This window comes from Rhodospirillaceae bacterium (assembly GCA_018660465.1).
GTDB lineage: Bacteria > Pseudomonadota > Alphaproteobacteria > Rhodospirillales > JABJKH01 > JABJKH01.
This window is the reverse complement of sequence record JABJKH010000026.1, coordinates 1-8,884: the sequence shown is the minus strand read 5'-3', so window position 1 is coordinate 8,884 and position 8,884 is coordinate 1. Positions and strand designations below refer to the sequence as shown.

The following is an 8,884-nucleotide window of genomic DNA, read 5'->3' as shown; positions in this document are numbered from 1 at the left end:
ATACATTTTTGGCCAGATCAAGGCCGACAGTGGTAATATTCATCCGGGTGGCTCCTTTGGCTCGGGATTGTTATCAACAACTCCCATATTGGCACTTTGATGCCGTGGGCGGGAGCCATCCACCCCATCCGCTTTGGTTCACATAGTTACAATTCGTCAGAAGAGCATAAGGTCAAAACAATCACCGCCACTTTTGCTCAGTTTTGTACCAATTTGCAGTGGCAGAAGAATTAAGCATCATTTCCCCCCCCCATTTGTTGAAACCACGCTGGGCGGCTTGAGGTAAGTGTCGAGCGCACGATTCCTGGTATGGTCGCCGGAGGAATGGAGAAATTTCAGAATGCGTCAAAGAATGTTGCGCCATCCTAATTGGTTAGTTGTATGATGCGGTACTTTAATCCTCATAGGGGCGCGCTTGATGAAACGCACGAATTTATATGTTTTTGTAGCGGCATTCTTAGCCGCGTGTGGTCCCGTTCGTGAAGTTGTGGTCGTCAAGCATTCTCCCACCAGCATTACGCTAATTGGCGCAGATCCGACTTGGCGCAATGTCTTCGTTACCGCTGATCTTATTGCTAAGGCAACGGAACATTGCAGGAAATATAAAAAAGATGCCGTTTTGATCGAGACGCCAGAGGAAGACCTCACCACGAAGTTCAAATGCCAGTAATTTTTGCCAGCAAAATCTGCCTGTAAATGTCCCATAGGCGAGGGACCAAAGGTACCTACAATTGACCGGCATCCATCCGGACATAGACTTTTTTCGGCAATTCATATTGTACCGTTCGTGGGACAAATGTAGTCTGGGCAGTAGAATTTACATAATTATTTTTTCGTGATGTTTAAAAAAAATTCACCGACTACCCTTGCTCTCGGCCTAGCCACAATAGCTGCCTTGATTGTGATTTTGATTTACGTCGGACATCAGCATATTACGCGCTTACATGCGGTGTATCAGGCGCATATCATCACTGCGGAAAAGACCAAATTAGCATCGACGATGCGGGATGCCGTTCGCAAACGCAGCTTTAGTCTGGCGCTTGCGCAGACTATGGGGGATTTTTTCGACCGGGACGCGGAAGAACAACGATTTAGGGGATATGCTCGAGAATTCATTTTAGCCCAAATTAGACTTCGAGAGCTCGGATTGAGTGCTAAAGAGCAGGCCCTTTTAAAAGTATTCCAGAAAAAAGTTCGGGTCGGCCAAAACTTTGTCGACAACACAATGTCCGGTGTTGTGAAGGGGCTTGAAGGGGCTGAGTTCGAACGTCTTATGAAACAAACCATCCAACATCAATCCGCACAATTTTCAGATCTTGAGGCATTTGTCGATTTACTGAAGCAAATCGAGAAGGACGAAATCGAGAAGATTAATAGTGAAAATTCACGAGAGAACTTTCAGGCGTATTTGATTGCTGGTTTTTTAATTTTGATGTCTCTGGTTATCGGCATTGTGATAATTATTAGAGAACGTCAGCGTATTACTGGTTTGAATGAAGAGATATCAAGCCGAGAGAAGTCTGAAACTGATGCAAAAAATTTAAACTTAATTTTGGAAGAAAAAGTACTAGAAAGAACAAAGGATTTAAGGGAAAGCGAGGCTCGTATAAAAGCGATTTTCGAAGCGCCCGTCGATGCAATGATCACCATAGATCAAGGCGGAGTTATTCAGAGTTTCAACCAAGTTGCGGAACGTATTTTTGGATATATTGAAGAAAAGGCTGTCTCTCAAAATATCGAAATTTTAATACCTGGGATATTCGACGCCGATCACGATGACTATCTTCAAAACTATTTACGAACCGGTGAGACTGCCGAAATCGGTCGTATCGTAGAAATTGAGGGGCGTCGAAAAGATGGCAATTTGTTTCCAATTGAAATTGCCATGAACAAAATAACTGTCGGTGGCGAAGTTTTATTTAAATTGATTGTGAGAGATATCTCTGTCCGAAAAATGGCGGAAGAAGAACAGAGAGTTAGTACGGACCGCTATCGTATGTTTGCCGATGCAGGTGGTGACCGTTTTTGGGAAACGGATGCGCAGCACAACCATACATTTGTGACACCTCCGGTGGGTGACTTAAATATTCCGACGGAAAATTTTATTGGAAATCCCCCTTGGAATATTATGCGCCGAGATCGAAAGGAAGGATGGGACGAACTCAAGGCTCTAATGGAAAATCATGAGCCGATAAATGATTTTCGCTATACGTCGGGTTATCTTGAAGGAGAACTGCACCATATCAGATTATCAGGTCGCCCTACCTTTGATTCAGCCGGAAATTTTAAAGGCTACAGAGGGGTGATAAATAACGAGACTGATGAAGTTAATGCTCGAGAAAAAGCCAATCTAATTCAACAAAGCTTGTTTGATTCACTTGATGAGATCAAAGCTGGTGTCGTTCTTTTTGACGCTGATCATCGCTTCGTGAGTAGTAATAACTACTTTCGGACCACGCGTGCGGCAATTGCGGATTACTTGGTTCCAGGCACCCACATGGATGAGATCTTGCGGGCAATTGCTGAAATGAAAATAATTAAGCAAAGTATTGGGCGAACTGCAGACTGGCTTACCGAAAAATACAACGAGAACGCGGCCGATTCCTCTAGTGATGAGTACCAAATATCAGACGGACGCTGGTTTAGGTTCAATAAACTAGCACTAAAAGATGGGGGACGGCTTACCTTTCACCTTGATATTAGCGAAATAAAACAGCGTGAAGAAGAATACCTGGAAGCTAAGATCGAGGCCGAAACAGCGAATAACGCCAAATCTAATTTTTTATCGTCCATGAGTCATGAACTTCGCACGCCAATGAATGCCGTTCTCGGTTTCGCTCAAATGTTAGAGTTTAATAAGAACGAACCGTTAACCGAGACCCAATCGCAATATATTAAACACATACTCATGAGTGGTGACCATCTTCTGAACTTGATCGAAGATGTCCTGGAATTAAATCAAATTGAAGCGGGACAGTTGTCTTTAATTATGGGGCCAGTCCCGGCGAAGAAGGTATTGGAAGAAAGCTTGTCTCAGGTCGAATTCCGCGCTGAGGAGAGTAGAATCGACATCATAAATCTGGCAGAGGGAGTTGACCTGCCAATTCTTTGGACTGATTTAACACGCTTAAAGCAGGTCTTTTTAAATCTGCTCGCCAACGCAGTAAAATATAATCGGGAAGGTGGGAGTATAACCGTATCGTGCGAAGATAATCCGAATGGCACCTTGCGGATTAAGGTTGCTGATACTGGGCAAGGAATTCCGGAAGATAAAGCAAACGATCTATTTGTGCCATTTGAACGCCTTGGACGTGAGTCTGGAAAAATTGAGGGCACCGGCATTGGTTTGAGTATCGCCAAACAAATTATCGAAGCACTTGGTGGTCAAATCGGGTTTATGAGTGAAGGAAATAAAGGCACAACCTTTTGGGTCGATGTTCCGATTTATAATGCCGAGAGGCACGATGGCAAAAGTGAAGGGCGGGCACCGGAATTTACAATGTAATAACGGCCTTGTGAGGCTATAAAATTGGTGATAGCCAACCCAGCGTTACACCCCATGCGCCATGACCGAACGCAGTTGTCATCCAAGCTTTGGGGTGATGTTTTGTTCCGAATAACCCCCCTTGCAAGATAACTGGAATAAAAAACAGCCCAGAGATGACCCAAAGAATTTCGCCGAAAATGAAGCCCTTGAGAACGAGATTTTCTACCGGGATATATTTGGCGACGACTGAGGCATAAAGAAGCGCGAACAAAATTCCGTTTAGGTGAATTTGCGCCAGTCCGAGGGATAAGGGGGCTTCGCCTTCATAGCTTTCGCCGAAGGTTACGTTTGTCATGCCACGGGAAAAATCGATCCGAGCCATCCCCATCTTGTCGCCCCAGGCTGCCAGAACAAGATGAAAGTATGTTGCCAAAAATCCTGCGATTGAGACATGGATTACAAATTCGAGTGTCATGACGTTTCCCCGTTTAGCTTTGATTTGTAGATACTCATAAGCCAATTGGCGGGAACACGCTAGGGTCGTTAATTGGCGTTCCTACTTGACGGCTTAGGGGGGCGGGCCTAGCTTCCGCTAAATGACAAAGACCGACGCATCTCTTCAAGCTGCTGTCCCGTCTGTGGATCGGATTTTAAATCTTCCTGCCACGGCCGCGTTGATAGACGCCCATGGGCGTAAGGCGGTGACCAAAGAAGTCCGCCAAGTGCTCGCACAGCTTCGCCAAAAAATCGCTGAAAATGGCGGAGATGCTTTAGCTGATGCAGCGGACGATGTGCTTATAGGGAAAGTTTCCTCAGTCCTTGAAAGGGCTGCCCAGCCCTCTCTCAAGGCGGTATTTAACCTAACGGGCACGGTCATCCATACCAACCTCGGGCGCTCCCAATTGCCGCAAGAGGCCATCGACGCGATGGTCGCGGTTGCCGGTGGTCCGGCAAATCTTGAGTTTGATGTTGCTGCTGGTAAGCGCGGAGACCGCGACAGTCATTTGGAAGACTTGTTGTGTGGCCTGACGGGTGCCGAGGCTGCAACAGTGGTTAATAATAACGCGGCTGCGGTTTTGCTGGTTTTGAATGCGCTGGCGCTTCGCAAGGAAGTTCCCGTCTCACGCGGTGAGTTAATTGAAATCGGCGGCGCCTTTCGCATGCCTGATATTATGTCTCGTGCTGGCTGTAAGCTGGTAGAAATTGGAACGACCAACCGGACCCACTTGAAAGACTATGCTGGTGCGCTTCACGCCAAGACAGCCTTGCTGATGAAGGTGCATACCAGCAACTACGTGGTGCAGGGGTTCACCAAGATCGTTCCCGAAAAAGAAATCGCGGCACTCGCCCATGAGAATGATCTGCCCTTCGTGGTTGATCTTGGCAGTGGGACTTTAGTTGATCTCAGCGCGTTTGGGCTGCCGTATGAGCGAACACCAACCGATACCATTCGAGATGGTGCAGACGTCGTGACGTTTAGCGGCGATAAATTGCTAGGGGGGCCGCAAGCCGGGATCATCGTCGGGCGTAAGGATCTGATCGACAAAATCAAAAAGAACCCGATGAAGCGGGCGATGCGGTTGGATAAGGTAACGATTGCCGCACTTGCCGCGGTGCTTCGGCTTTATAACAATCCTGATACGTTAGTGGCCAAGGTGCCGACGCTCAGGCATTTAGCACGCTCATCAGCGGACATTGAGGACCTGGCGGGTCGGTTGGTCGCGCCGATGTCTGCGGTGTTTGAAGGCGTGGCTGAAGTCTCTGTCGTAGCATGTCAAAGCCAGATCGGCAGCGGTTCACTTCCAATTGAACGATTAAACAGCGCTGCGGTGGCGATAACGCCGAATGCCTCCAGAAAAGGGGGCGGTACTTTGTTAAAGAAAATTGCTGCCGGATTTCGAGCGCTCCCCATTCCTGTCATCGGCCGCATTCAAGACGGCGCACTTCTCATGGATGTGCGCTGCTTGGATGAAGAAGCAGGGTTCGTCAGTCAGTTGACCAAGCTGAAATTTTAATCGTCCCAGGCTTTTTCCGGCATCGGCAGGCCCTGCATCTCAGCGGGTCCTAATGGACGATCAGGCTTTGTGTCGAAATCTTCCTCTAGCAACAGCGCCAGTTGGCGGGTGTGCTGTCCGGGGTGCCACGTCATGCGCTCCAACACTTGATGAAGCGGGGTCTTCCCCCAATAGACATCGACCAACTTATTGAAATCCAGACTTTTTGCCTCTTCCCGCCAGTCCGATACGCGCTTCTGGACTTGGTCTCCGTAATCTGCAATTTCGTCCATGGTCGCAAAGCCGTCAGGGTCAGGATGTTTTAATCCGTCGTACGAGACTTCGGCACCAGCCATTATAGTGGCATCTAAGAATACTTCCGGGATGCGGAAGATGTGGCTTAGAAGGGCACGATAGGTCCGGTCTCGATCCCGAACGTTTTCATCCAGGGTCGAATTCGGAAATTGTCGCACCAAACGGGATGCCGTCTCCAGGATGGTTTCCATGCGCCCGATGAGTTCATCGGGGGAAAGGTCTGGTGTAACGTCGTACTCTATATCCAAAAGCTCAGCGATATCACCTAGGGATTGACCGAAGACCCATTCGTCGTCCTTGGCGATGACAGGAACAGTTTTAGCACCCAAGTCGGCCAATTGCTGCATGCCGGTGGGGTGGCTTTGAATATCTATGGAGTCAAATTCGATCTCACGGATCGTGAGGAACTCTTTAGCCCTCAGACAACTGGTTCACCCAGGATGCCAAAACACACGGATGTGGCTCATTTGTATTTCCCCTTAAAATTTTCACTCACGTTTAAAAACTATGATCCGAACATTCTTGGCACGCAAGGTAGGAATGTAATGGAGCGCGTCCTTCAAACTTTCTTTCAAAGGTGTGATATTCGTCACACGTCATAAAAGGATGTATGCGGTAGTATCTCTACAGCATTTGATTTGTCCCTTATGTCCTCCTTTTTAAGCCCTTTGGCAGTAACCAGCCGGAGGGCTCCTTTTTTGCTTAATTTTTGCAAAACTCCCTTATTAGGTGCCGGTTTCCGGTTGACCCATGTGGCCCCAGTCGGCATACAAGGCCACCTTTTAACATGACCTAGGGATTATCATGCGCCTCGTCACATTTTCTAAAAATCGAAAAGTTCGTATCGGTGTCTTCGTAGACGACGATAAAACGGTTGTTGATCTTTCTGTCGCCGCCCCGACTTTGCCGACAGATATGAACGGCTTCATCGCTGCGGGTCCGAAAGCTTTGGCAAAGGCTGCCGCCGCAGTCAAGAAAGCAAAGCCTGCGGCTCGATATCCCGCTAAGAAAGTAAAAATTCTAGCACCAATCCCAACACCCCATCGGAACGTTATGGCTGTTGGTAAGAACTATTACGATCATGCGGAAGAATTCGATAACAGTGGCTTCAACCAAGCCAAGACCGGCGGTGCGATTCCTGAATTTCCGATCTTATTCACCAAGCCGCCCAGCAGCGTGATTGGCCCTGACGCGCCCATTCCCGGATATTTGGATTACACCAAGTCCGTTGATTATGAAGTTGAACTGGGCGTGATCATTGGCAAGGAAGGCCGCAAGATTACCAAGAAAGCCGCCTTTGATCATGTCTTTGGCTATACCATCATCAATGACGCCACGGCGCGGAAGCAGCAGTTCAAGCACAACCAGTGGTTCATCGGCAAAGGCCTCGACGGGTTTTGTCCCATGGGACCTTGCATTGTGACCACAGATGAAATTGGTGACATTCGGAAAGTCGGATTGAAAACCGAAGTCAATGGTGAACTTCGGCAGAACTCCATCGTTAAAAACCTGATTTTCGATATCCCGACACTTATTAAGACATTGTCTGCTGGCATGACTCTTTTGCCAGGGGATGTGATTGCGACTGGAACGCCGCTCGGTATTGGGGGCGGGTTCAATCCTCCTAAATTCCTGAAAAAGGGCGATGTCGTTACAATGACCATCGACAAAATAGGGGTGTTAGAGAATCCTGTAGAATAATGGACGCACATTTTGGCTTGAATTCGATGCCATACACGAATGTGTTATCAGGTGCGCAAAGGCTTTGTGTTACCCGTTGTTCTTGTTAGTGTGTCGGCTTGGCAGGCCTTAACGGTCTGCAAAGTTCGATAAATAAGTCGTTTTCATACAGGGAGGAAATAATGAAGAAACTAAGTTTAGGGCTGATTGGGGCATTTGCCGCAATCTCCATGGCAACGTCCGCCAATGCCCAACAAATTGTTGTCGGTGCCGCGAGTAACGTTGGTGGCATGGAGATATTTGTAGCACAAGCCAAAGGCTTTTTTGCCAAGCATGGTCTTGATTCCAAAATTCAAGTCCGGAACACCGGCAGCGCCTTGACCAAGTCATTGAAGGCCGGTCAAATTGATTTTGCCCCGGCGGCATTCACCAACCTACCGGTCGCGCTTGAGCGTGGCTTTAAAGTAAATGGCGTCGTTGGTTACTTGGGCGGCATGTACAAACACAGCACCCACGATTCCAACGTCGGCATTATCGCCCGTCCGGGTTCTGGCGTTAAGACGATTAAGGATATGAAGGGCCGCAAAATTGGCGTTGCCTTTGGTACCACCGGCGATCTGTATTTCCGCACCTTGCTTCGTAACAACGGCATGACGAAAAATGACGTTAAGCGCATCAACGTTCGCCCGCCCAGCCATGTTTCAGTACTGGATACGGACGGTGTCGATGCAGTTGTCGCGTGGGAGCCCAACGTGACCCGCGCCTTGGAAAAGGTTAAAGGCTCGCATCTCGTCGTTCGCGGCGGTAATCATGTGTGCTTCTGTGCGCTGATCCACGGCATTCCATCAAAGGTCTATGGTGACAAAAAGCGGACCCAAGCTCTGGTTGATGCGATCTCCGAGGCAGCAGCGTATCTTCGTGATCCGGCTAACCTGGATTCGGTTTCGCAAATTGGCTCTCAATTCGTTCGTGGCATGACACCTGCTTTAATTAAGAAAACTCTGAAGCACGTGACATTTGATCCGCGTATCGGGCCTAAAACGGCTGATGCTTTCAATTTTTCTGTGAAGCAGCTTATTGCTCAGAAGAAAATGAAGAAGCCTTATGATGCCAATAAATATCTGGAATTCCAATTCATCAACTCGACGATGAAGCGGCATCCGGAATGGTTTGCTGACCTTAAGTAAGCTTCTAAGCTTTTCTAATCGGTAAGTTCAACGGCGGACGCGGGACATCCTCGCGTCCGCCGATTTGAAAGAGTTGTTTTATGACTGCAAAACTCGTTGTTGAGGGGTTATCTCATCATTACCCCGATGAATACACGGGCATCGATGTTCATGCCCTAGATGACATAAATTTAGAAGTTAAAGAAGGTGAATTCGTTGCTGTTGTTGGCCCTAGTGGCTGT

Annotated in this window: 8 protein-coding genes; 6 read left to right on the top strand and 2 right to left on the bottom strand. The window is 48.0% G+C overall.

The features are described 5' to 3' along the window. Positions 1 to 418 precede the first annotated feature (418 nt). A complete protein-coding gene (locus tag HOM51_04940; GenBank protein MBT5033846.1) occupies positions 419 to 670 on the top strand; it encodes a hypothetical protein in 252 nt (83 codons plus the stop codon). Between the two features lie 165 nt (positions 671 to 835). Then, entirely contained in the window at positions 836 to 3,505 is a 2,670-nt protein-coding gene (locus HOM51_04935; protein MBT5033845.1) for a PAS domain S-box protein, read from the top strand. 16 nt (positions 3,506 to 3,521) lie between these two features. Here HOM51_04935 and HOM51_04930 read toward each other — a convergent pair whose 3' ends face one another. Continuing rightward, positions 3,522 to 3,962, bottom strand: a complete 441-nt coding sequence (locus tag HOM51_04930; GenBank protein ID MBT5033844.1) for a hypothetical protein — start codon at positions 3,960 to 3,962, stop codon at positions 3,522 to 3,524. A 121-nt stretch (positions 3,963 to 4,083) separates the two neighbouring features. Between HOM51_04930 and HOM51_04925 the strand changes: the two genes are divergently transcribed. Beyond that, positions 4,084 to 5,502: an L-seryl-tRNA(Sec) selenium transferase gene (locus HOM51_04925; GenBank protein ID MBT5033843.1), complete on the top strand. Its 1,419-nt coding sequence runs from the start codon at positions 4,084 to 4,086 to the stop codon at positions 5,500 to 5,502. On the opposite strand, the gene HOM51_04920 is transcribed toward HOM51_04925, so the two are convergent. Further along, the gene (locus HOM51_04920; protein ID MBT5033842.1) at positions 5,499 to 6,143 is read right to left on the bottom strand and encodes a DinB family protein; all 645 of its coding nucleotides are present in this window, start codon (positions 6,141 to 6,143) and stop codon (positions 5,499 to 5,501) included. The two genes, HOM51_04925 and HOM51_04920, sit on opposite strands and share 4 nt — an antisense overlap. 457 nt (positions 6,144 to 6,600) lie before the next feature. Here HOM51_04920 and HOM51_04915 point away from each other — a divergent pair, with 457 nt between their 5' ends. From HOM51_04915 to HOM51_04905, 3 genes are all read left to right on the top strand, one after another. After that, positions 6,601 to 7,497: a fumarylacetoacetate hydrolase family protein gene (locus HOM51_04915; protein ID MBT5033841.1), complete on the top strand. Its 897-nt coding sequence runs from the start codon at positions 6,601 to 6,603 to the stop codon at positions 7,495 to 7,497. 161 nt (positions 7,498 to 7,658) lie between these two features. Next, positions 7,659 to 8,663 carry an ABC transporter substrate-binding protein gene (locus tag HOM51_04910; protein MBT5033840.1) on the top strand — a complete coding sequence of 335 codons (1,005 nt, stop codon included), beginning with the start codon at positions 7,659 to 7,661 and terminating at the stop codon, positions 8,661 to 8,663. A gap of 80 nt (positions 8,664 to 8,743) precedes the next feature. After that, positions 8,744 to 8,884, top strand: a 141-nt coding sequence (locus tag HOM51_04905) for an ABC transporter ATP-binding protein (protein MBT5033839.1), incomplete at its 3' end; no start/stop codon positions are given.

Coding starts and splice junctions, on each gene's coding strand:
- HOM51_04940 (MBT5033846.1), top strand. CDS start 419: ATGAAACGCACGAATTTATATGTTTTTGTAGCGGCATTCTTAGCCGCG.
- HOM51_04930 (MBT5033844.1), bottom strand. CDS start 3,962: ATGACACTCGAATTTGTAATCCATGTCTCAATCGCAGGATTTTTGGCA.
- HOM51_04925 (MBT5033843.1), top strand. CDS start 4,084: ATGACAAAGACCGACGCATCTCTTCAAGCTGCTGTCCCGTCTGTGGAT.
- HOM51_04920 (MBT5033842.1), bottom strand. CDS start 6,143: ATGCAGCAATTGGCCGACTTGGGTGCTAAAACTGTTCCTGTCATCGCC.
- HOM51_04915 (MBT5033841.1), top strand. CDS start 6,601: ATGCGCCTCGTCACATTTTCTAAAAATCGAAAAGTTCGTATCGGTGTC.
- HOM51_04910 (MBT5033840.1), top strand. CDS start 7,659: ATGAAGAAACTAAGTTTAGGGCTGATTGGGGCATTTGCCGCAATCTCC.